Here is a 22,875-nt window from a genome sequence, read left to right as displayed (position 1 = left end):
AGCATTTACTGCTCGCCGTACCAGGCAGTACGCCATTGATTCATTTGGTCAATTTCGGCCTGTTGCGTATTCAAGATCTCTTGGGCTAGGGCCTGTAGCTCAGGGCGATCGCTTTTTCCCAACACTTCTTGCGCCATGGACAATGCGCCCTCATGGTGAGGAATCATCGCATCGATAAACCGCAAGTCAAATTGCTCATCCGCTGCGCCCAAATCCATATCCATCCGCATCATGGATTTCATTTCGGGAGTCATGGGCATTTCGTGGTTTCCCTCGGCGTGATACATGATGGGTTCAGCGCCCGCATCGGGATACCAAGCTTGCCGCCACTGCTGCATTTGGGCGATTTCTTTTTGCTGTGCAGCAATAATGTCATTCGCCAATGTTTTCATTTCATCGCGAGAAGATTTTGCCAAGGCTTCTTCTGCCATGATGACCGCGCCCTCGTGGTGCAGCACCATCGCATCCAAAAAGCGCAGATCAAATGTGGCATCTGCGGGGCCTAAATCCATGGAACCATGCCCCATTGCATCGCTAGAGCCATGCCCCATCGCCCCATGATCCATTTCGGCCACATTACCATTGGCGCTGGTTCGTTCGGCTGTAGAACTGGTGCAGCCCAGTATTCCCACAGGTAGCAAAGCCACCATTCCCGCTAAAACGATGGGCGTTGAACCTTTGGTAAACCTCATTCTGCGTCTATCCACATTACGTTACTAAACTTTATGATACTGCTGCATTCAGCGAAAAGTTAGGCGATCGCCACTCTCCTCTAAAAGAGCCGCCAAACCCTAGAAAAAGACCTGAAAGTCCTGGCAAACGTTCCCGATCGACCCGATTGAACTGTGCCTATTGCACAGGTGAGGGGGCAAAACTGGGCAAACTCTGTCTAGAGGATGAGTAAAACTCACAATTGTGGTGCTTGAAACCATCCGCTAGAACACGTTACAGATATGGTTTTAAGAGCTGCGATCGCAGGTTTTCGTCAATTCGCAGTCTCATCCGTCATGCTAGATCATGTAGGCCACGCCCAAGATTGAAACACTGGGATTACAATCGTAATCTTTCGTGTCAAATCTAAATCGCCTAAAATCGTGCATGGCTTCCGTCCATTGTTGAGTAGATGCATGTCCAAAGATCCAATGCTTCAAGAGCGACTTGATTCTGGTGCAACAGCAGAACCGGGCAAGCGGCTCAAATTCGATAAAAACAACACATTTCAGGTTGAGCTTCGACGCCGCGTCGATGATTTTTTTCAACAAACTGGACGCCAAAAGCGCGACTGTCCAGAAATGTATTTAAAGTCTGCAATTCTTTTAGCCAGTTTGGCAGCCGTCTACATTTCGTTGGTGTTTTGGGCACAAACTTGGTGGCAAGCTGTTCCTCTGTCGCTGCTGCTAGGTGTCGTGATGTCGGGTATCGGCTTCAACATTCAGCACGATGGCGGACACCAAGCTTATTCCAATCGGTCTTGGGTGAACAAATTGGCCGCCATGACCATGGATTTGCTAGGGGGTAGCTCCTACACCTGGCATTGGAAGCATGCCGTGTTTCATCACAACTATGTGAATATTACAGGCCATGATAGCGACCTCGAAATTGGAATGTTTGGTCGGCTATCGCCCCATCAGCCGTGGCTTTCGTTTCACCGCTGGCAGCACATTTACCTATGGTTCTTGTATGGAATTATGACCATCAAGTGGCAGTTGGTAGATGATGTGGAAGCTGTGATCACGGAGCGCATGGCCGAAAACCACTGTCCCCGCCCCACGGGCTGGAATATGGTGATTTTTGTGGCTGGCAAAATCACATTCTTTACGCTGGCATTTGTGCTTCCGCTGCTCTATCACTCGGTGTGGAATGTGTTGGGCTGCTACCTGCTGGTTTCTATGGCGCTGGGATTGATGCTGAGCATTGTGTTTCAGCTAGCCCATGCGGTGCAGGAGGCCGACTTCCCCATGCCCAATGAGTCGGGCCGACTGGAGAATTCCTGGGCGGTTCACCAAGCGGAAACCACGGTCAACTTTGCTCGCAATAATCCGCTGGTGTGCTGGTTTTTGGGAGGTTTAAACTTCCAGATTGAGCACCATTTGTTTCCCCAAATTTGCCATACAAACTACCCGGCGATCGCACCCATTGTGAAAGCGACCTGCGAAGAGTTTGGTGTGCAATATGTAGAACATGAGTCCGTTTGGGGCGGTATTGTGTCGCACTACGGCTGGCTGCGCCGCTTAGGCATGCGCCCTGTCACACAGTAATTCTGCACGCATATCGATAATTAAAAGGGGGAAGGGGCGATCGCCCCTTCCCCCTTTTTGTTCTCAAACTAGATTTAGAACAGATGACGCAGGAACGCGGCGCTGTTCGTTAGTACTTGCCACAGGCCAATGAAGGCTAACACTTTGGTGACAAACGGCAGCCAGTCCGTTACCAATGATTCGGTCGAGAGATCACGTGCGCGTTTCATAGGGCTTTTCTCACTTACCACTTCTTGTAGGGCAGGAACTTACCATTCATCGTGACTTTGACGCGATCGCCCTTGGGGTCTTCTTCCTTCTCAATATCCAGCGTGAAGTCGATCGCACTCATAATGCCATCGCCAAACTTCTCGTGAATCACCGCCTTCATCGGCATCCCGTACACCTGCATGATTTCGTAGAAACGGTAGATCAGCGGATCGGTTGGCACAATTGGCCCCAGCCCTTTCACCGGATACTCCGTCAGCTCAGCGGCAACATCCGCCCCCAAACCCAACGCCTCAGCAATCTTCGTCGCTTCTTCCATCGAAGCACTGGCCTGACGGTAAAACACCGCCGCCAGCCAAACCTCATCGCGCCCCACCAGCTTTTCCAATTCAGCAAACGTTACACCACTGGCTTCCTTCGCCGCCAACAGCTTTTGAGTAATGATGGGTAGTTCAGTCGTAGACATCGTCAATCTCCTTACTTCAATGCGTCAATGAATGGTCTTTCGAATTACGAGCTTTGAATTCCGAATTCGTCTATGTCGTTTTCTGGTCTACGAATTACGAATTACGAACTTCGAATTCCGAATTGCTTTCCGAATTGCTTCACGTCGTCACTGGCCTGCGAATTCGCGCCTCTTCCACCGCACGGGTTTCACGCGATAGGTGTAGCTCCATCTCCGCCTTCAGCGCATGATACGCAGGCTGTTCATCCAGCGTTTCGCGATGGCGGGGGCGGGCAAACGGCACGTCCAAAATTTGGGCGATCTTGGCCTCTGGGCCACGGGTCATCATCACAATCTTGTCGGAAAGCAGGAGCGCTTCTTCAATGCTGTGGGTAATGAGGATGACAGTTTTGCGCTGCTGTTCCCAAATGCGCTCCACCTCGTCTTGTAAAAAGCCGCGAGTCAGCGCATCCAGAGCACCAAATGGCTCATCCATCAGCAGAATTTGGGGATTAATCGCAAACGCTCGGGCAATGCCCACTCGCTGCTTCATCCCGCCCGATAGCTCATGGGGGTGCTTGCGTTCTGCGCCAGTCAATCCCACTAAATCGATGTACTCTTGGGCGATCGCCCGCTGCCGACTAGCAGAGAGTTTGGGATTCACCGTTTCAATGGCAAAACACAGGTTTTCTAGCACCGTCATCCACGGCATGAGCGCATAGTTTTGAAACACCACGCCGCGATCGGGACCGGGTCCCGTAATGGGCACGCCATCCATCAAAATTTCGCCCGAGGTCGGTGCCGACAAGCCTGCCAAAATATTGAGCAGAGTGGATTTGCCGCAACCCGACGGTCCAATGATGGAAACAAACGTGTTCGGTTCAATTTCCAGGTTGATGTCGTCGAGTGCAACGTAGTCTGCCGATGCCTTTTTGGTAACGCGACTGAACCAGTCACGCTTGCCGGGATAGACTTTGGAGACATTGCGGATGGAAAGATGCGCACTAGAAGTCATGGATGACAGATTTTGGGGATGAATGGATGTGATCATAGTCGTCGTCCAAACGCAACCCAGTTTTGTAGTAAGCCAAACAGGCGATCGAGCACTAAGCCAACCAGACCAATCACCAAAATGGCGGTGATAATGCTGGTGATCTTTAAGTTGTTCCACTCGTTCCACACGAAGTAGCCCACACCGGAACCGCCGACTAGAATTTCAGCAGCAACAATCACCAGCCAGGCAATGCCAATGCTAATGCGTAAGCCCGAAACAATGTAAGGAGCAGCAGCTGGGAGAATCACTTTGGTCAACGTGCGCCAACGAGATGCGCCTAATGTGCGGGATACATCGAGGTACGACTGATCCACATGACTTACACCAAACTTGGTATTAATCAATGTTGGCCAAATACTCGTAATCGCAATCACGAACAATGCAGTGTTTTCCGAATTTTTGAGTAAGCCCAAACCCAACGGTAGCCACGCTAGGGGTGATACGGGTTTGAGGATTTGGATGAATGGATCGACGGCTCGTGAAGTCACTTCCGATAAGCCAATGAGAATGCCCAGGGGAATGGCGATCGCCGATCCAATGGCAAATCCCAACAGAACTCGACGCAAGCTGGTGAGCAGCATCCAGCCGATGCCCTTATCATTTGGACCGTAATCAAAAAACGGATTGGATACCCACCACCAAAAATCCTTGAGCGTTTCGCTGGCGGGTGGCATAAGCTGGGAAAACAGATTGAGCCGAGCGCCCGCTTCCCACACCAGCAGTACCACACCCAAAATCAACAAAAATAGCAGCGTTGCTTTTTGATTGAGTGTGAGCGTGAATGGTTTTGCGATCGGTTTTGCAGACTGTATGGCTGGATTGGCCATGGTTCCACCCTCCTACAGGCTGAATTTTTCGACTTGTTGTTTTACGTACTCATCGGGATTGCTGGGATCAAACGTGTCGAATTTCAGGGTTTCGACTCGTTCCGTTTCTTTCGGTGGCGTTTGACCCAACTCGGTTTGCAGTTCCGCCGCCAAATCGGTTAAGAAGATATCTTGCGCAATTTGTTCGTAATTTGCCTTATCCGCAGGCATCAAATCCCAACGCACCAACTGGCTGGAAATCCACTTGGCAAAACTCTTCCAGGGATAGGGATCAAAGCCAATGCGATCGGGCACATTTTGCGTATTGCCCAGGCCATCTTCAAATTCGCCGGTTAATACTGCCTGTACCACAGGTAGCGGCTGGTTTAGGTATTGCCGCTCGATCAGCGCTTCCGATACCGTGATGCGATTGGCCGAATCATTGGCATAGGCGGCTGCATCGATAATGGCCTTGTTCACTGCGTTGAAGGTATTGGGATTGGTATCAATCCATTCTTGGCTGGCCGCAAAAGCACAGCAGGGATGTCCTTCCCACAAATCCTTCGTAAGCATGTGGATGAAACCCACTCCTTCAAATACGGCCCGCTGGTTGAACGGATCGGGCATGAGCATGGCGTCAATTTCGCCAGCGGTCATTTTGGCAACACTATCCGGTGGCGGCACGGGGAAGATTTGTACATCGGTGTCGGGATTGATGCCGCCCGTCGCCAGGTAGTAGCGGATCAGGAAGTTGTGCATGGAGTAGGGGAATGGCACCCCAATTTTGAAGCCTTTGAAGTCTGCGGGTCCTTTCACCGTATCCTTGTGCTTCAACGCTACGGTAATGGCCTGACCGTTGATATTTTCGATGCTGGCCAGCTTGATGGGGAAAGCAGCGGAACCCAGTCCCAACGTGATGGCAATGGGCATCGGCGACAGCATATGGTACGCATCCAGTTCTCCGGCGATCGCCGAATCCCTGACAGCCGCCCAGTTTGGCATCTTGACGACGGAGGCATTCAGGCCATACTTTTCGTAAAAGCCCAGTGGCTCTGACATGACAATGGGCGTGGCGCAGGTGATGGGAATAAAGCCAATCCGCACATCCGTTTTTTCGAGATTTGTGGGGGCGGCACCACCAGCGGCGGCATCCGTAGTGGGTGCTTCGGGTGCTTGGGCGCAGCTTCCCATGGCAATCAACGTTCCGGCGACCGCAATGCGCTTGAGAAAATCGCGACGGCTAAAGTCCCCATTGCGAATGGTATTGCTGAAAAACTCGGTGGCGTGAACGCCAAACGCTGCCGCCATGGCCTGATCCAGACCACCTGCTTCCCGCATCAGGTCTCGCAAGAGTTGCTCGCGAGCGGGGTTGCCCTGTCCAATGTTGCGCAGCAGCAAAGCTTCTCGCATTTCTACTTCGGTCATGGCTTGAGCCATTTCCAATGCCTGAGGTTTATACAGCCCCATTTTGACCAGATCGGCGATCAGGTCTGTTGGGGTTTGCGGCATACTTTCCCAAAATTCGTAATGGTCTTGCGGCAAATGGTTGCCGCCACAGGGACATAGCCCACTCCGGGTCAGATGAGACGCTCTGGATGACATGACAAGGACTCCGTATCAGGACGAAGAGTTAGCTGGATGAATGCACGGCTAAATGCTTTGTGTGTAAGTTACCAGGGCGATCGCGCAAAACCATTGGAGGTTTTTTAGGGAAAGTAGGATTTTCTTTAGATTTGGTCAGTGACTCTCCATATTCGGCTGAAGGTTTGGCTGAAACGGGTAGGAGACATAGCAGGCGAAAAAAATGGCGATCGCACCGGGCGCTCGCCATGGGTTGTTTGGGATGGTAGATGCAAACACTAGCCAGCCTTGGCATGCAGGGATGTTGACAGCGACGTGCGCCACACCTGAGGCGACATGCCATGATGTTGCCGAAAGAGGCGAATGAAATAGCTGACATCGGCATAGCCTGAAGCCGCTGCCACTTCGCCAATGGGTTGATCCGTCTGCTGAAGCAGCATTCGTGCCTGAGTCATGCGGCGTTCAGTAATCCACTGCTTGATCGATCGCCCGGTCAAATCCTGCGCCACATTGGTGAGATACGCCGGAGAATAGCCCGCTGCCTGCGCCACATCCGACAGCGTGATGGATTGCTGATAGTAGCACTCAATGAACTGAAACACCGGAGCCAACTTTGGAATATCAGGAAAGATAGAATCGGTAGACGCAATGTCGCGGGCATTTTGCTCGGTATACCAGTGCTTCAGCATAGTCTGCCGCTGCAACCGAGTCGAAATCGCGGTTAAAAACTGCTCTACTGTACAGGGCTTGGTCAGGTAGTCGTCGGCTCCTAGTTCCATGCCTCGGCGCAAATCCATCATCGTCACCTTGGCCGTTAAAAAGATGAAGGGAATGGCCGCTGTCATGGTCTCTTGGCGCAGGGTCGATAACACTTGGTAGCCATCTAGATCGGGCATCATAATATCGCACACGACTAAGTCGGGAGGCTGCGCGATCGCCATTGCAATTCCCTCTGAGCCACTGGCCGCTCCCAAGGCATCAAACCCCTCAAACGCAAGACATCGCAAAAAAATGTCTCGCGTTTGCTGTTCATCTTCGATGACAAGAATTGTTGGCATCGGCTTGCACAGGGTACATTACACTCTCTTTATTAATGGGTTTTAGCGGGTATCGATGTGTAATGCACTACAGTCCTGTATTCTGTGAGTGGATCGATTGCACGGCAGCCTATCGTTTCCTCGTCACGCTTTTGGGTTTGCAAGTTGGCTCTGTTGATTTAACGCGATTCTGCACAGGCTGAAAAAAAACTCTACTCTTACGTAGATCTTGCGAACCATCCTGACGGTTTTTCCATCTTCAAGGGCGATCGCACTCCGTATGCAAAAGACCATGAAGCACGATTTTTGGCTGTCTTCTGGCTCCTCCAACTTGGAATCTGCCGTTGCGGTTGAACCATCGCACGCGACTCTTGGTGCAGCCAGCCCAACAGATTTTTGTGAATCTGCATCCGGCCAAGCGCTACAGGTTATCCTGAGCGAACTGAGCCTGAGCGATCGCACACTGTCCCTCCACAGCACCTATCAAGACTTGGCCCACCTGTTTGACAGTGAGAGCCATCTGCCGGGTGTCCTGATTGTCAGTCCCGTCTCCCAGGTTTCCGCTACAGATACCTCATCCAACCGACCGACCGCGGTGGGTATGGTGTCTCGGCAGCAGCTGTTGCAGTGGCGATCGCACTCAACCCAGTGGGCTATGGCGCAGTCCCAACCGCTCTTCGCTGTGGGTTCATGGTGGCAAACTGCCCTGGCCTATCACGCTGTTGACAGCAGCACACCGCTTCAAACGGTGATTACCCAACTGTTGGATCGTCCCCGTGCAACCGCATCTGAGCCAATTGTGGTGAGTTTACCCAACCAGTTTGCCGTGCTGGATGTTGGCCAACTCTTTGCCACCTATGCTCGACGTGCCCAGCAAGAGCAATCCTCCACCACCCATGCCGAATTAGAATCGCTTCGACGGCAGCACCAGCTCATTTTAAATGCGGTTGGTGAAGGGGTTTATGGAGTTGATTTGCATGGACATGCCACGTTCATTAATCCCGCAGGGGCGCAGATGATTGGCTGGGAAATGGATGAAATTATTGGCAAATCCATGCACGCGCTTTTGCATCATTCCAAAGCTGATTGTAGCCCCTATCCCACTGCAGAATGTCCCATCTATGCTGCCTTTCACGATGGTATTATTCATCGCGTTTCAGACGAAGTGTTTTGGCGAAAAGATGGCACGAGCTTTCCAGTGGAATACATTAGCACTCCCATGCATGATGAGCAGGGAAAGCTGATCGGAGCGGTGGTTGCCTTTCGCGATATTACCAAACGCAAATGGGCCGAAGCTGTGTTGCACCGTGCGAACGAAGAGTTGGAACAAAAGGTGCGTGAACGAACTGCAAAGTTGCGCCAAGTCAATGAGCAACTCAAGGAATTAAGCGACGTGCGATCGCGCATGGTATCCATGGTGTGTCACGAATTTCGCAATCCGTTGAATAACATTTTACTGTCAATTTCATCCCTCGGACGATACGATACCCAACTCAGTTCAGAACAGAAAGAAAACTTCTTACAGGGTATTCAAGCCAATGTTGAGCGCATGACTCAAATGATTGATGACATTCTTGTGATTGGACGAGTTGAGGCTAACCGAATTGATATTCAAGTGGATGCGATCGACCTCGTTCAGTTTTGTTGTGAATTAACGACTGAATTATCGCTAAGTCATCCCAATCACACCATTCAATTCGTGACTCGCAACAAAACGCTGATTGCAGACATGGATGAGAGGCTACTGCGATCGATTCTGACGAATATGCTCTCCAATTCCATCCGCTATTCACCTCACGCAACGCCCATCGAATTTAAATTGCGGCGCTACAAGCAAATGGTTGTGTTTCACATTGGCGATCGCGGTATTGGCATTCCTCCCGAAGATCTGCCCTACCTGTTTGAGCCCTTTCATCGCGGAAAAAATGTTAGCAATATTCCTGGTACGGGCCTAGGGCTCAGCATTGTTAAGGAATTTGTTGAGCTTCTTCATGGTGATATAAAAGTAGCTAGTCAGTTAGGAAAAGGCACTACTTTTCGCATCAGCCTGCCATTACGACCTAGCTTTCCCCATTCGTGATCGGGTGTTCACGACTCGCACAGCCTATATTCTATATCAATCTTAACCCGTTCAATGGTGTGTTGTAGCTTGTCTTATGCACATCACTGAACAGCGTAAGTCCGACTGCTGTAACAATTGATTTTGTACAAAACTTAAGATTTTTCGGTTTGATGTTGATGGGCTTACATGCCTGAAACGAAAGGCATTGCAACGCTTTTAAAGCCTTAGATTGATAACGACTATTCTTTGCGTTTTTTATTATTTTTTGAATAAGCTGAAACTTCCTTCTAATTTTTGATTCATTCCAAGTTTAAGTTTGTTACCCTAGCCAATAGAGAGGCGATTGAGTATTGAGGTATCTTGCCTCAACTCGTTGTTCTATCTACAGTTCACTCGCTTTCTGAAATCATAATTCTATTCTATTCAATTCGTTCGTGAGATAACACGCGATCGCCCTATTTTTTCATCCCCTATTTGGATGAAATATCGTTCGAAAGTGTCTGAAGTTAACATAATTCTTCATGAGTTTTTCTTTGAGATTGGAAAAGTTGAACTTCATCTTAAATTCCCTTCAATGAACCTCAAACCAATCCGATAATCACTGCACCATTTTTCCATTTTGCAAATCTGCAAATTGTGAGATCGAGCCTCTCGCCGCTTTTGATGTTCAAGTGTTTCTCGACGTTCCACCTTTAACGTTGCATTGAGGCATGATTTCATCCCTTCAGCCATCCACTTAGTTACAGGACGCAAGCGCATGGTTACCGCTCAAAATATTAATTTTTCTTCCGATGCATCTTCCAAAGAAAACGCATTTGTCCTTTGGTTTGAGCAGGTCGGAATCAGTGATGTGGGCCTCGTTGGTGGCAAAAATGCATCCCTAGGAGAAATGATTCGGCAGCTAGCGCCCAAGGGCGTGAACGTACCTACCGGCTTTGCCACTACTGCTTATGCGTTTCGCTATTTTATCCAGCGAGCAGGATTGGAAGCCCGGTTGCGATCGCTCTTCGCTGACTTGGACGTAACCGATGTCAACAATTTGCGTGAACGTGGTAGACAAGCTCGCACCCTCCTTTTAGATACCCCATTCCCATCAGAACTCGAAGATGCGATTGTTCGTGCGTATATCCAACTGTGCGATCGCTATGGTTCTTCCATCGAAATGTGTGACACCCTGAGTGGTAGCGATCGCGAAGCCTGCCTCAGTCGTCACAGTGGCGTGGATGTAGCCGTACGCTCTAGCGCCACCGCCGAAGACCTACCCGATGCCAGCTTTGCCGGACAGCAGGAAACCTACCTCAACGTCCACGGTATTAACCATGTGCTGAACGCTTGCCACATGTGCTTCGCCTCCATCTTTACCGATCGCGCCATTTCCTACCGCACTACCAAAGGATTCGACCACTTCGAAATTGCTCTATCTGTAGGGGTGCAAAAAATGGTGCGCTCCGACATGGCAACCTCTGGCGTGATGTTTTCCATTGACACCGAAACCGGGTTTAAAAATGCCGCCTTGGTTACTGCTGCCTATGGTCTTGGGGAAAATGTTGTGCAAGGTGTCGTCAACCCCGACGAATACATCGTCTTCAAACCCACACTCAAGCAGGGCTTCAAACCCATTTTGGAAAAACGCTTGGGCAGCAAAGAAATCAAAATGGTGTACGACCTTGGCGGCACCCGCTCTGTGAAAAATGAAGCCGTTCCCAAAGCTGACCAGGCCAAGTTTGCCCTTAGCGATGACGAAGTCCTCAAGCTAGCCGAATGGGCCTGCATTATTGAAGACCACTATGCCTTGGTACGCGGCACCGAAAGCCCGATGGATATTGAGTGGGCCAAAGATGGGGAAACTGGACAACTCTTCATTGTGCAGGCTCGGCCCGAAACAGTGCATTCTCAACGTACCGAAAATATTCTGCGCACTTATCATCTCGTATCGGATGATCAGGTACCCCATCCTAGTCCAGTTGTGGCCGGACGGGCCGTTGGCGAAATGATTGGCCAGGGCAAGGTGCGTACTATTGTTGACATTCGCAAGCTAGATGAGTTTCAGGAAGGAGAAGTGCTGGTAACAACCCGCACTGACCCCGATTGGGAACCCATTATGAAAAAGGCCAGTGCGGTGATTACTAATCAAGGTGGCCGCACGTGCCATGCAGCCATTATTGCCCGAGAGCTAGGAATTCCGGCGATTGTGGGTTGTGACAATGCCACGGAGCTGCTGCATGATGGACAGGAAGTGACGGTATCCTGCGCGGAGGGGGAAGAAGGCCATGTATACGACGGACTGTTGCCCTTCGAGATTGAGGAGTTGCAGCTTGGATCGTTGCCCCAAACGCGCACCAAAATCATGATGAACGTAGGCAATCCTAAAGAAGCATTTCGCCTATCGATGATTCCTAACGATGGCGTGGGGCTGGCTCGCACTGAGTTTATTATTGCCAATCACATCAAGGTCCATCCACTAGCGCTGCTGAACTTTGACACGCTGAAGGATAAAGCAGCCAAGTGGGAAATTAGCCAGCTCACCTTGCAATACGACGATCGCTCAGCCTACTTTGTGGATAAGTTGGCCTCGGGAATTGGCATGCTGGCGGCGGCGTTTTACCCCAAACCTGTGGTGGTGCGCATGTCAGATCTGAAAAGTAATGAGTACGCCAATTTAATTGGTGGGCAAGAATTTGAACCGCATGAAGAAAACCCAATGATGGGTTGGCGTGGTGCTTCTCGCTATTATGATCCTCGCTACCAGGCGGCGTTTGGGTTGGAGTGTCAGGCGTTTAAGCGAGTGCGTGATGAGATGGGCCTGACCAATGTGATCCCAATGATTCCGTTTTGTCGCACGCCAGAGGAGGGTCGCAAGGTGCTTGCCGAAATGGCCAAGAACGGCCTGAAGCAGGGCGAAAATGGTCTTCAGGTTTATGTTATGTGCGAACTGCCCAGTAATGTAGAGCTGGCAGACGAGTTTAGTGAGGTGTTTGATGGTTTTTCGATTGGGTCTAATGATTTAACCCAACTCACGCTGGGGTTGGATCGGGATTCTGCTTTGGTGTCCCATCTATTCGACGAACGGAATGAGGCCGTAAAACGCAAACTGCGACGGGTGATTGCAACAGCCAAGCAGTACCACCGCAAGATTGGTATTTGCGGTCAGGCTCCTAGCGACTATCCTGAATTTGCTGAGTTGTTGGTGGAGCAGGGGATCGATTCTATTAGCCTGAATCCAGATTCGGTGCTGAAGACTCGACTGGCGATCGCCTCGGTGGATTCTGGCAACTAACTGATGCTGGTTAAACAACCAACGGGGCTGGTCGATGAATCCCTCTGTTGATAAACTTCGGCGAAATGCAACCGAGCGAGAAGCTTGTAGCGAGAGGCTTCTGACTACAAGCCTCTCGCTCGGCGAGGGTTGGATTAACGTTAGTTGTGAAGAATAAGCCGAAGCATTCGCGGTTGAGTGCGTGTTGCGTACACAGGTTTTTGTGAGAATTTCACGCCACGAAACCCTGAGAAAAAAACTGGACTGAAACTAACGTTGGATTATTAGATGTAAGAGCTGATATCTTCTCCACATTCATCTGCGAGGTAGCACAAGGAGCGAAAGCGCAGACTAACAAACTCGTCATAGAAGGGGTTGAGCTTGCAAAGTGGGGGAATGTGAGCCACCGTGCGCCCAAACAAAACGATATCTCGTTCAAATGGACATTGGGCGGGAATGAATTTTGCAATGGTGTGGGCTTTGGTGCGATCGCACACGTTGATGTGATTGAGCCACTTGCGAATGGGTTTTAGGAGATCGGAAGAAGTATTGTGCGGTTGATGGAGCGAAGAAATGTTGTTCATAGACTCACCTGTCGGCGATGTACCATCGCCTATGGAATGAATGAGCTCAGCTTCAAGATAACCAGCTTAGGAGAAGGTTTGGTTAAAGGAAGGAACAATTACGCTGGCCCTTGGCTGAAGCTGGGATGAATTTGTTGAGCGATCCCACAAACGACGACGCGCTTGCCGCTGGTTGAGGTATACGCTGAGCGATCGCGCGGCATCTCCTCGCGTGAGTGGCTGTTGTGGAGCGATGTACTTGGATTGGTTCACATCCAACCAATTCACCAACCCGTTGGATAGCGCAACCGCCAGGGGATCTTTGGCCCAAGCTGGCACTTGGTTAGCATCGGCATAGCGAGACAGCACTTGGGCAATTTGCTTACCTTGCGGCTTGGGTAGCTGAGAGGCTTGGGCAATGACGGCAAAGCCCTCGGCCCGAGTAACGGGCTGATCTGGCAGGAAGCGATCGCCCGGAAACTTGGTCATCAGCCCGGTTTGCAGTACCGCCTGAATATCGGCATAGGCCCAATGCATCACTGGCACATCAGCCAGCTGAACGGGTTGAAAATGACTCTCTGAACCCGAAAATCGTTGCTCTAACTCAAAGGTTTTCACCAAGATTCGAGCCAGCTCTGCTCGCGACAACGGGGCTTCTTCCCGAAATTGCCCATCTTTTGCAGGCGTCATCAAGCCTGCATTTACCACCTGCTGCACCGGGTCAACCAACGGTTGCATTTGAGCGATCGCAGGAATACAGGCCAACATCAAGGTTAGTAATGCAGCTTCTGCTAGTCGTCGCATACTCAGCACCTTCTGAGCCTTGTTTACAGTAACCAGCCAGAACAACCAACGGCTTCCTCCACTGGTGTAACCCATTCGGGTGAATAGGACTGATTCCAACTATTAAGGTTCCCGCTTTGCTGAGGCACGAACCTGCTTGGTCCCTTATATCGTGTCTGCTTCACCATCAAAATACATCTTGTGTAGGATGCTTCATTGACTGTCCACTCTGACTGTCCACCCTGCAAGGGTCAGCAAACGATAGCACAAACTCGCAAACCGATGGCGATCGCTATTTTAGGAGTTGGGTTGCTTCGCTAGCGGCCAGCGGCTTTGACCAAAAGTAGCCCTGGCCCCATTCACAATTGAGCGATCGCAGAATCGTCGCCTGTTCTGGCGTTTCTACCCCTTCAGCGACTACATCCATGCCAAGGCTATGCCCCAAAGCAATGATTGTTCGCACAATCTCACGAGCTTCAACTCGGCCATTCATGGCATGGATAAACGATCGATCAATTTTGAGCGTATCAATGGGAAAACGCTGCAAATGGCTGAGAGAAGAATAGCCCGTGCCAAAGTCGTCCAGGCTCAGCTTACAGCCCATGGCCTTGAGTTGTAGCATTGTATCGATGGCGGCTTCCACATCGCCCATCACCATACTTTCGGTAATTTCAAACTTCAGCGTAAACTGATGAACATTGGAAAGCTGAATGATAGCTGCAAGCTGCTGAGTGAAATTGGGCTGCTCAAACTGGCGGGCTGATAGGTTAATGCCGAGCGTGAGCGATCGCGTGGGATATCTCTGCCGCCATGCGACGGCCTGTTGGCAGGCCGCCTGGCACACCCATTCTCCCAAGGGCAAAATTAGCCCTGTTTCTTCGGCTAAGGGAATGAAATGCTGCGGCGAGATAAATCCCTGTTGGGCATGGGGCCAGCGAATTAATGCCTCGAATCCGCTGACTTCACCCGTTTGTAGGGAAATAATGGGTTGATAATGCAGGACAAATTCTTGAGCTGCGATCGCCCGACGCAAATCCGCCTCTAACGTAAACTGGTAAATTTCATCCTGACGCATGCCTGCCGAAAACACGTTGTACCGAGTTTGACCCAGCGTTTTTGCTCGATACATGGCAATTCGGGCATCCCGCAGTAGGGTTTCGGAGGTGTAGATATGCTCGCCTCGGGTGAGGGCAATGCCGATGCGCGTGGGCACCACTACTGACGAGTGCGGCCCCACAGCAAATGGTTTTGCCAAATCGGCCTGGAGCTGATCGGCCAGCGCTGTAATGACGTGCGGATGCGAACTCACCAGACCAATGGCAAACTCGTTGGCGGTAATTCTGGCGAGCAGGGCAATTCGAGGCAGACGGGACTGAATGCGGGCGGCAATCTGCAGCAGCAGCCGATCGCTCAAACTATTGCTCAAGCTGTGCTGAATGAGGTGAAACCGATCAATGCCCAGAACCAACACGCCATAGGTGCGCTGATGCGATGACAGGGCTGTTAAGGAGAGCGATCGCTGCACCCGCAGCACAAATGCAGCTCGATTAAGCAGTCCGCTGAGTGGATCGCGATAGGTCGTAAAAAATAGTCGAAGTGTTATGCCAACCCCAATGGCTCCCACAAAGCCAACCATGGGCAGTGCTACCGGAATCCACACAAAGCTGTAAAACAGGAGCCAGCCAATGATCCCAATGATGCCAATTCCGAGAAGGCTAGCAAGCCCAAACGCGATGGGATGATGCAACCGCCAGGCGATCGCCCCGCCAGCGATTACCCACCCCCATAGCCACAGCGCCTCGCTCCACTGGGGCCAAAACCGAAACAACCCCGACTGTCCTGAAGCGACATCTAGCAGTTGGCTTGTCATTTGGGCATGAATCACCACCCCTGGCATTTGAAACTGGTTTGCTTGATAAACGCTATAGGGAGTTGAGACATGGTCTTTTAAGCTGGCGGCGACTGTGCCAATCAGCACAATGCGATCGCGCACTTGGTCGGGACTGATGCCGCCGTTTAGCAATTGGCTCAGCGTTATCGTGGGGGCTGGGGCTTGGCGGTTGCGATAGTTCAACAGCGTTTGGTAGCCACGAGCATCGGCTATCTGGTAACCCCCATCTTCTGGGGCAAGAATCGGAATTTTATGATCACCCAAAAACAGCGAATCACTATCGTATCGAAACGATATGCCTTGATTCGCCAAGTATGCCAAGCTCACTTTTAAGGCAAAGGAATAATAGTCCGTCTGCCCAGCCACAAATAGGAGATTGCGACGCAGTACGGCATCTGTATCCAGCGTTAGGTCATTAAACCCCGTGCGAGACGCTGGCACGCCAAGCGGCGCTGGAATCTCACCAACAATATTGGTGATGGCAATCAAATTTTCAGCTTGTAGTTGAGTGTTGAGAACCAGCGTGCCGGGAGGCCGTGGAATATCTCGATACAAGTCCAACCCGATTACGGCAGGCTGATGAACCTGCAGTTGGGCGATGGCCTGAGCCAAGGTTTGGTCCGATACGGGCCAGCCATACCGACGTAAATCGGTCTCGGTAATTGCAACAATGAGCATCCGCTCATCAACGCTGGCATCAGGCCGCAAATTTTTCCAGTGATCAAAAATTTTGAGCTCAAAGGTCTCGAACGCTCCAAAAGAGTGCGTGCCCCACAACACGCCTGCAAACAAGCTGCCACCCAGCACAACGGCTCGACCCGCCACGCCAACAATACGCGCTGGCGAACCAACTCGATCGCTCCACCGATGAAGCCATGTGGAGAGCGCTCGCATAGGCTTGAGATAGGGCAAGGCAGCTAGCAACACAGCACGTTTCCTGAGATGAAGTTTGCCAGCGCGTACGTTTAAAGCTGGTTAGCTTGAATTTGCTCAACTGTATGGCTTAGCTCTAGCGCTTGGAGGAGCTGAGTCCACTGTTGTTGCAATGCAGCATTGGCTGGATTGGCCTGACGCAAATTCACCATGAGGGCGATCGCATCCGTCCAAATTTCGGCTTGCCAGTAGGCCCGAGCCAGCGCCACCGTCTCTTCAATGCTGGAAGGAGGGGCGATCGCCCGCAGCGTTTCTACTGCCTCAACGCGACGCAGCCATCCCTCAAGCGTCATGTTTTGTGTACGGTCCAGCGGATCGCACACCACCACAAAAAACCAATGATAGTCCTGATCTGTGGAGACCGTATTGCTAGGAAGCTGAATTTCGACAATCTCCTCCGTTCCACGACTGGTTAGTTTTGTGTCATAAACCGGATTCTCGTGAGCATCCCGCAGGTAAAACTCCACCTCGTACCCTGCCTCTAGAGGCGGTACCAAAAAATACAGCGACGGGCGATCGCTCATCGTTTTTCCCAAATTGCTAGCCGGGTTCAGTGCCACTAGCGCAGAACCATTAGTTGGGCAACTGCCTCGAGTGCCGCCGCCTACCCGGCGTCCCGGAAACTCGCTGCGATCATTGCGGTTTTGCTGCGCGATCGCTGGCAGCGTTCCCAACGCGGGGATCAAACTACATCCAATCACCAGCGGCAATAGCAACCGCTGAAATTTCCGTATCGTCGTCATGTCAAATTTCATCCCGATAAACATACATCTCGAATTCATGCCGATTTATATTTGAGCTGTCTTATCACTGATCAGCATCAAACCAGGCAAAACATTGAAGCGACCTATTCAAGCGTGTCTGCATTGTCAGAGCAGAAATATCATTACTGTTCTAGGTTAGTAACTAGCAATACTGAAAATAACCGTGGAATTACGATAGGCAGTTTGGTTTCGATAAATTTCGGCTAATTGGCTTAGCTCATTAACGCAGTAAATCTATGGTTTGGCATGTATCTCATGAGATTGCGTATGGAATTAAGTTGAGATGTTATTTAAATTACAGGACTTACGGAGGTGGCACATCAGCAAAATGATGATTTTGACCGAGGAAATGACTGAACGGACGAGGTGAAATTCACTGAGTCACCGATGGAACCATGTTCTTTGAGTCATAAGCTCATGTTGGATAAATCACGATGCATTGCCTACACAGTCTTCATAACGCTGGATGATTTGCCATGAACGATCTATCCAGCTGCGCAACTCTGGGAAATTTCCTTTCCTAATCGAAATTTCTTACCACGGACTACTAATTAGCGTGAATCCTGCCCAGTAGTAGGGTGAAGACAAATCATGTGGTGCAATGGTAGTTAGCTCGTCGGGTAGCGGAAGACGGCCTCGTGAGAGTTGCAATTGCTCGTTTTCATAGCGAACTTCGCCCCGCAACATTTTAATTTGGGCTTGCCTCAGCGCTTCGGCTTTGGTTGGTGCGCTATCTATCTGGCGGTAGAATTCGCTCATCAGCGCTAGCGTGCCTGTATCGCTGACGTTCCATAGGCTGGCCAATACCGACCTCACCCCCGACTGCAACGCTAATCCGGCAAATCCTAGCTCGGCTTCATCATTGCCGATCGCCGTTCGACAGGCGCTCAGCACCAGCAAATCGAGCGATGGTGTATTCCATTCAACCTGCTGTATGTCGTTGAGTTGAAGTCGATCATCCCAGAACTGAATATAGGAATTGTCGGGATTACCCGCTTGAAAAAAAGCGTGAGTTGCCAAATGGACGATGTTGGGTGAGTCCTGACGGATGTGTTGTTCCAGATTTGCCCGTGTAAAGTCTTGATTTAGCAGCGATCGCCCAACCCAGCGTTCATCTCGGGGTCTCGAAAAACTCAGTTCCCACAAAATGTTGGACAGCTCGGTGGGCACCGCTGGCAAGGGGCTCTGTTCCTGAAACTCTGATGCACCCATGGCTAAAATTCGGCCCTGGCGCACTCGGGCATAGTCGGTTTGAATCAGGTTAAAGGCTGGAATGCGAGTCAGGCTGTATTTCTCAATTAAAAACTGAGAACCATCATGCAGGGCCGAGATGGGAATGGTTCTCAGTCCTTTTCCTAAGCAAAAGAGGATGGTATCGATCTCCTCAGCTACCAAAAATTCAGATTCAAACGGTTCAATGATCCACTGATGCAGTTTTTCGGCAGCAGGGCGCGATCGCAACGGGGCCACACTGCTTGCTTCCAGCATGAAATTATTGACCACCCGCTGCAACTCATCATCGGGAACATCGTACAGGTCGCGCACAATGGGGGTACCGCCAGGAGTCAGCAACACTAAGTGCAAATGATCGCCCCGCGGTATGGCCCACAGCACCGCAGGTTTGGTTCCTGTTTCTGCGGCAATACGAGACAGGGTTTGAGCAATGTCTTCGGGTGTTTGGGTCACATCAGCCAAGTCTTCGCCAAAATATGATTCAAACTCTTGCTCGAGCCCTTGCTCCATGGCAACTATTTTTTCGCTCAGCGATTGAGATAATGCTGGCAGTCCGTGCAACGCCGACCAGCCTACAATCATTCCAGCACTGACCAATCGACCAATCCATTGCTGAGCAGTTTTGAAGGGTTGTTGTGGCATTTGGATTCTAAAAGACTGATAGATACAAAAGAATCTAAGAATACGGCACCCTGTTGTTCTGCAAACATAAAGTATTAATGCATACCTAGCGTACCCAGTAATATCCGTAATTCAACAGAGAGGTGAGCGTATTTTATTTGGATCAAATGATTATTGAAACAGGGGCTATTTGGGAAAATAAGCGATCGCTAACAGGTCGAAATTAGAACGATTAAGCTCAAGGAAAATAGTCGGCTCCGAAGAAAAAATGTTAGACATCAAAACCAGAAACATTAACTTCTTGCACCAGAAACTTAACTTTGTAAGCCGCAATTTCTATGAATAAAATTTGATTAAATTAGATTGAAGGCTAATTGCTAAACACTTTGCTAAAGATTGGTGTTAGATAAATCAAGACCCATTTTGCCTGCGCGTCGCGCCCATAAAAAAGGCTAGTCTAGGGATTGTGCATCGCGGAACCCTCTAGACCAGCCCTTTATCAAGGGTCAGTTTGGTAAAGATTTGTGGACGACTATAACGTTTTCACAATGGGATATTAACCCTGTTAAGTAAGCGCAGCCCTAAGGATTAAAAAGACGCCAACACCTATCGTGACTCCACCTGCGAGCACGTTGAGACTGTGGCGAATTGAAGAATGCATGAGTAGCTTAGACTGGTTCGCTAAGAGCGCATAAATCAGCTTGACGCCCCCTACAGCGACTATGGCGATCGCCAGCAGAACGATTGTCTCTTGATAGGATACGGATGAAATATCTAGAAATGCTGGAAAGAAGCCCAAGTAGAACAACATGGCCTTTTGATCGGCTAAGGTGATCAATAATCCAGCCAAAAAGCTCGACATCCAAGAAGCTTTCCCTCTAACTTCTATATCTGCCTGTTTAGACTGAGATCTCCATAATCCAATTCCTAAGCCAATTAAATAGGCACCACCTAGGTAGGAGATAAGCGAGGCTGAACTTCCCAAAACTTCCGTCAGGAACGATAAGCCCCAAAGTGCCACCAAAATAAACAGCACATCCCCCACAACAATGCCCAATGTAGTAACGGCGCCATGCAGAAACCCCAGCATTGCCGATCGCATAGATACCACAAGCACACTCACACTCGGAAGTGCAGCCAAGACCACCATGGCACTGAATAGGGCGAGCATGCTTGCAAAAGTCATCATCTTGATTCCTACACACTGGTTGAATTCTTAGAATTCTAGAGGCTGTGATGAATTCAACCCGGTGCAGCAGCGGTTCGTAATTTGCCCATGCAGCCTCACCCAGAAAATTTATGTTGAAACTTGGGTTACTCTATATCAAACAAGCCAGGCTCTTGCAATCTAGATTGGTTCAGTCTGTTTCACAAGAGTATGCGCTAGCAACCCGCCATGAGCCCAAGCTGTTTGGCTTGGTGGGGTGACAAATCAGGCAGATGGTTCTGCATCGCAGTCCATGTTGTTTGAGTTTGCAGGGCTCGCACCACACACGAGAGCGGCTCTGCCAAGATTGCAGGAAAATCAGCCTCTTCTGGTAGCCGAATTGAGTAGGCCAACTGCTCGTCAGGTGGCATGAATTGAGCGTTGATCCTGTTATGATTGCCGCGAGCATCGACCCGATACCAGCCAAAATCTGACAGGTACACTGCATTCATTCCATGCAGACAATAGGGCGCACCCCGATCATCGATACTCAAGCGTTGATAGCAAAACCCTGCTGGAATGTGGTTGGCCCGCAGTAGAGCCGCTAGCAAATGGCTTTTGGCATAGCAATAGCCGGTTGCATAGCGCAGCACGTCGGATGCCCGACATGTGACTGGGTTCATACGGTAGTCAACGCTGTGATAGATCGTGTCGCGCACCCACTCAAAACAGGCTTGGGCGATCGCCACATCTGTTGCATGTCCTTGTGCAATGTGTCGAGCCTGTCTTAGCACAGCCGGATACTTCCAGTTAATCACTTCACTGACGGCTAAATATTGGCTCTTGTCTAACATGATCAACAGCGTTGATGTTTCTATTTCTCATCCCCAAATCTTGCACATTTTGCCATGATTTGGCTAATCACTCCTCAAATGACAGCAAAAGCTTGCGAAGTAACTGCACCAAGTTTTCCTGGTCTGTAGCTTCCAAAACCGTTCCAACAAGCCCATCGGTCGCTTTGTGCCTTCGGACTATCCAGTCGTCTTGGCCCTTAGATTCATGAGGAAGATGTTTCAGTGAACGCTTGGTTGAAGAAATCTAACAAGCTGATAGGTTTCAAGATTTCCTGCGTATTTTGGAAATGGCTGTGAAGAGCTTGGTCGTAAGCAATGAAAAAAGACCTGGATTACTACGCTAGAAAGTTCGCAAAGCTCAACGTTAATAGAAAAAAGGGGATAAACGCTCCACACAAGCCAGTTCTCTTACTAGCGGTTACGGAGCTAATTGAACAGAAAAAGATTCAAACCAATCAGATCTACCTTTCTCCAGAGCTCATTGCTACGTTCTTGAAATACTGGTCCAATTTAGTCATAACCCACCACCAAGCCAAGATTGCACTTCCATTCTTTCATCTGACAGGTGATAAATTTTGGCACTTGGCTCCTATCATGAGCTATGAAGGAAACCTTGCATCCATCAAACCAGGCTTATCAGTGTTGCGAAACGCCGTAAGATACGCCTATACCGATCCTGAACTCTTTGAGCTGCTGCAATCCCCTATTACACGACTTCAATTTGCAAACATCTTGATGCAAACCTGGTTTCCTCATCAAGAGATTCAGCTTCAAAAGCTCTACGAAGTCGATGAATTCGAGAATATTCAGCGTCAGCTCTCTGAACAAGGGGGTGCAGTTTATCAGGTAGAAGATTTAAAGGATGAAGAAGAAATGTTTATTAGAAATGCGGCGTTTAGAAGAGTGGTTGTTTCTCTCTATGAACAGCGCTGTGTTTTTTGTAAATTGAAAGTAATTAGTCAGGATAATCAGAATATTGTAGACGGAGCGCACATCAAGCCGTTTGCTGAATTTCGGGACGATCGCTTTGACAATGGCATTTCCCTTTGTAAAAATCACCATTGGGCATTTGACCATGGTTGGTTTGGCATTGATGATAGCTACAGAATTGTGGTACCCGACGAGCGATTTTATGAAGAGACGCTAGCGGATACGAAACCAATCCGAGATTTTCATGGGGAACGAATTCTGATGCCAACTCAACTGAACTATCAACCGAGACTTGAGGCCCTAAGATGGCATTGCAACTACTGGAACCGACATTCCGCAGGTTGCTCTGGGAATTAAAGGGAGTGGGGATAAGCTGAGGGAGACGAGTTAGGATCGCCCCCTTGCAGATCGAGAACTTGGACCACTTGGGACTGATTGCGGGTGTTATTG

18 protein-coding genes are annotated in these 22,875 nt (G+C 49.9%); 4 read left to right on the top strand and 14 right to left on the bottom strand.

Going from position 1 to position 22,875, the window contains the following annotated elements; all coding sequences use genetic code 11:
• Positions 1 to 5 precede the first annotated feature (5 nt).
• On the bottom strand, positions 6 to 692 hold the full coding sequence (locus tag ACQ4M4_RS18455; RefSeq protein ID WP_430685921.1) for a DUF305 domain-containing protein: 687 nt from the start codon (positions 690 to 692) through the stop codon (positions 6 to 8).
• Between the two features lie 435 nt (positions 693 to 1,127).
• On the opposite strand from ACQ4M4_RS18455, the gene ACQ4M4_RS18450 reads away from it, so the two are divergent.
• Positions 1,128 to 2,258 carry a fatty acid desaturase family protein gene (locus ACQ4M4_RS18450; protein ID WP_430685920.1) on the top strand — a complete coding sequence of 377 codons (1,131 nt, stop codon included), beginning with the start codon at positions 1,128 to 1,130 and terminating at the stop codon, positions 2,256 to 2,258.
• A gap of 74 nt (positions 2,259 to 2,332) precedes the next feature.
• Here ACQ4M4_RS18450 and ACQ4M4_RS18445 read toward each other — a convergent pair whose 3' ends face one another.
• The 6 genes from ACQ4M4_RS18445 to ACQ4M4_RS18420 all read right to left on the bottom strand — a co-directional run bounded on the left by ACQ4M4_RS18445 (position 2,333) and on the right by ACQ4M4_RS18420 (position 7,409).
• Positions 2,333 to 2,467, bottom strand: a complete 135-nt coding sequence (locus ACQ4M4_RS18445; RefSeq protein ID WP_430685919.1) for a hypothetical protein — start codon at positions 2,465 to 2,467, stop codon at positions 2,333 to 2,335.
• Between the two features lie 14 nt (positions 2,468 to 2,481).
• On the bottom strand, positions 2,482 to 2,931 hold the full coding sequence (cynS, locus tag ACQ4M4_RS18440; RefSeq protein ID WP_430685918.1) for a cyanase: 450 nt from the start codon (positions 2,929 to 2,931) through the stop codon (positions 2,482 to 2,484).
• 139 nt (positions 2,932 to 3,070) lie between these two features.
• Positions 3,071 to 3,961 (bottom strand): ABC transporter ATP-binding protein, encoded by an 891-nt coding sequence (locus ACQ4M4_RS18435; protein WP_430685917.1) that lies wholly within the window; start codon positions 3,959 to 3,961, stop codon positions 3,071 to 3,073.
• Entirely contained in the window at positions 3,958 to 4,791 is an 834-nt protein-coding gene (gene ntrB / locus ACQ4M4_RS18430) for a nitrate ABC transporter permease (protein WP_430685916.1), read from the bottom strand. The genes ACQ4M4_RS18435 and ntrB overlap by 4 nt, the downstream gene beginning before the upstream one ends.
• Positions 4,792 to 4,803: 12 nt before the next feature.
• Positions 4,804 to 6,372 carry an ABC transporter substrate-binding protein gene (locus tag ACQ4M4_RS18425; RefSeq protein WP_430685915.1) on the bottom strand — a complete coding sequence of 523 codons (1,569 nt, stop codon included), beginning with the start codon at positions 6,370 to 6,372 and terminating at the stop codon, positions 4,804 to 4,806.
• Between the two features lie 257 nt (positions 6,373 to 6,629).
• Positions 6,630 to 7,409, bottom strand: a complete 780-nt coding sequence (locus tag ACQ4M4_RS18420; protein ID WP_430685914.1) for a response regulator transcription factor — start codon at positions 7,407 to 7,409, stop codon at positions 6,630 to 6,632.
• Between the two features lie 271 nt (positions 7,410 to 7,680).
• On the opposite strand from ACQ4M4_RS18420, the gene ACQ4M4_RS18415 reads away from it, so the two are divergent.
• Both ACQ4M4_RS18415 and ppsA read left to right on the top strand, forming a co-directional pair.
• Positions 7,681 to 9,468, top strand: a complete 1,788-nt coding sequence (locus ACQ4M4_RS18415; protein WP_430685913.1) for a PAS domain-containing sensor histidine kinase — start codon at positions 7,681 to 7,683, stop codon at positions 9,466 to 9,468.
• A 739-nt stretch (positions 9,469 to 10,207) separates the two neighbouring features.
• A complete protein-coding gene (gene ppsA, locus ACQ4M4_RS18410) occupies positions 10,208 to 12,727 on the top strand; it encodes a phosphoenolpyruvate synthase (RefSeq protein WP_430685912.1) in 2,520 nt (839 codons plus the stop codon).
• Positions 12,728 to 12,990: 263 nt separating this feature from the next.
• Here the strand turns inward: ppsA and ACQ4M4_RS18405 are convergent, their stop codons facing one another.
• The 7 genes from ACQ4M4_RS18405 to ACQ4M4_RS18375 form a co-directional block, all read right to left on the bottom strand.
• A complete protein-coding gene (locus ACQ4M4_RS18405; RefSeq protein ID WP_430685911.1) occupies positions 12,991 to 13,290 on the bottom strand; it encodes a Mo-dependent nitrogenase C-terminal domain-containing protein in 300 nt (99 codons plus the stop codon).
• Positions 13,291 to 13,356: 66 nt separating this feature from the next.
• Positions 13,357 to 14,073 carry an S-layer homology domain-containing protein gene (locus tag ACQ4M4_RS18400; RefSeq protein WP_430685910.1) on the bottom strand — a complete coding sequence of 239 codons (717 nt, stop codon included), beginning with the start codon at positions 14,071 to 14,073 and terminating at the stop codon, positions 13,357 to 13,359.
• Positions 14,074 to 14,344: 271 nt separating this feature from the next.
• Positions 14,345 to 16,870 carry a putative bifunctional diguanylate cyclase/phosphodiesterase gene (locus ACQ4M4_RS18395; RefSeq protein ID WP_430685909.1) on the bottom strand — a complete coding sequence of 842 codons (2,526 nt, stop codon included), beginning with the start codon at positions 16,868 to 16,870 and terminating at the stop codon, positions 14,345 to 14,347.
• Between the two features lie 38 nt (positions 16,871 to 16,908).
• Positions 16,909 to 17,619, bottom strand: coding sequence for a DUF928 domain-containing protein (locus tag ACQ4M4_RS18390; RefSeq protein ID WP_430685908.1), 711 nt, complete (start codon positions 17,617 to 17,619; stop codon positions 16,909 to 16,911).
• A 555-nt stretch (positions 17,620 to 18,174) separates the two neighbouring features.
• Complete coding sequence (locus ACQ4M4_RS18385) at positions 18,175 to 19,515, bottom strand: CHAT domain-containing protein (protein WP_430685907.1); 1,341 nt, start codon at positions 19,513 to 19,515, stop codon at positions 18,175 to 18,177.
• A gap of 544 nt (positions 19,516 to 20,059) precedes the next feature.
• Positions 20,060 to 20,683 (bottom strand): LysE family translocator, encoded by a 624-nt coding sequence (locus ACQ4M4_RS18380; protein WP_430685906.1) that lies wholly within the window; start codon positions 20,681 to 20,683, stop codon positions 20,060 to 20,062.
• Between the two features lie 194 nt (positions 20,684 to 20,877).
• The gene (locus ACQ4M4_RS18375; protein WP_430685905.1) at positions 20,878 to 21,495 is read right to left on the bottom strand and encodes a transglutaminase domain-containing protein; all 618 of its coding nucleotides are present in this window, start codon (positions 21,493 to 21,495) and stop codon (positions 20,878 to 20,880) included.
• A 315-nt stretch (positions 21,496 to 21,810) separates the two neighbouring features.
• Between ACQ4M4_RS18375 and ACQ4M4_RS18370 the strand changes: the two genes are divergently transcribed.
• Positions 21,811 to 22,782: an HNH endonuclease gene (locus ACQ4M4_RS18370; protein WP_430685904.1), complete on the top strand. Its 972-nt coding sequence runs from the start codon at positions 21,811 to 21,813 to the stop codon at positions 22,780 to 22,782.
• The last annotated feature ends 93 nt before the right edge of the window (positions 22,783 to 22,875 follow it).

The sequence above is a fragment of the Leptolyngbya sp. AN02str genome (genome assembly GCF_050565595.1).
Classification (GTDB): domain Bacteria; phylum Cyanobacteriota; class Cyanobacteriia; order Elainellales; family Elainellaceae; genus Kaiparowitsia.
Note: the sequence above shows the minus strand (reverse complement) of the source record. Positions and strands in the feature narration are given on the sequence as shown.